We start from the raw sequence: 932 nt of genomic DNA, 5'->3' as shown, positions 1-932 counted from the left end.
AAAAGCTGCTCCTGGCAACGCTCGCTCATGCCCAGGCCGTTGTCCCTGACCTCCAGCACAAACCACTCCCCCTCTTTGCTTGTCTTCACGCTGATCTCACACCCACCGCCGTCTGCGCGGTATTTGATGGCGTTGCTGAGCAGGTTGTAGAGGACGCTGCGAAAGTTCTTGCGGGAGAAACGGAGCTCCCTGACCTGAAAATCGCTCGTGACCCGGCATGGGAACCGAAACTTATCGAAGAGAAAGCCCACATCGGCCAATATGTCCTCATAGACGGCCTCCACGTCTACCTTTTCCGTATCGCTTTCCCCATCCATGCTCCGCTGCAGGCGGCTGACGGTGGTCAGGTCCTCAATAGTGCTCTTAAAACGGACAATAGAGGTTTGGATATGGCTCGTCAACTCATCAATCTCGGGGTCCTGTATGGCGCTTTCCTCAAGCACAACCAATAGCCGCTGCATCAGGCCGTCGATGTTCAGGATCGGCGCTTTCAGGTCGTGAGAAGCAGTATAGATAAAGGTGTCCAGGTCGCGGTTAACGGTTGTCAGTTTCTCGTTTTTATGAAGAATGGCCTCCTCGGCAAACATTTTCTCCGTCAGGTCCTTAGTGACTTTCGTGAAGCCGGCCAGTTTCCCTTTGTCGCAGTAGATGGCGGTCAGCGTAATTCCCGCCCAGAACAGCGAGCCGTCCTTTTTGCGGCGCCACCCTTCCTGTTCAAATTGCCCACGCTCCCGGGTAGCCTGCAGCTCCTCCTGCGGCTTTCCCTGCCGCTGGTCCTCTTCCGTAAAGAGCATCCCGTAATACTGCCCCGTTGCCTCTTTCTCCGAGTAGCCCTTCATCCGCTCGGCGCCCTTGTTCCAGGTCGTGATCACTCCTTCGGTGTCCATGGCGAAGATGGCATACTCTCTGACCTGGTCAATGAAGATGGAGGC

The 932-nt window shown here is 55.7% G+C and carries 1 protein-coding gene; it reads right to left on the bottom strand.

Annotated features, from left to right (window positions below; translation table 11 throughout):
• The coding region (locus tag FJM65_RS21100; RefSeq protein ID WP_140624354.1) for a sensor histidine kinase at window positions 1-932 on the bottom strand (932 nt) is incomplete at both ends.

Source organism: Pontibacter mangrovi (genome assembly GCF_006385705.1).
GTDB lineage: Bacteria > Bacteroidota > Bacteroidia > Cytophagales > Hymenobacteraceae > Pontibacter > Pontibacter mangrovi.
This window is presented reverse-complemented; position numbering and strand designations above follow the sequence as displayed.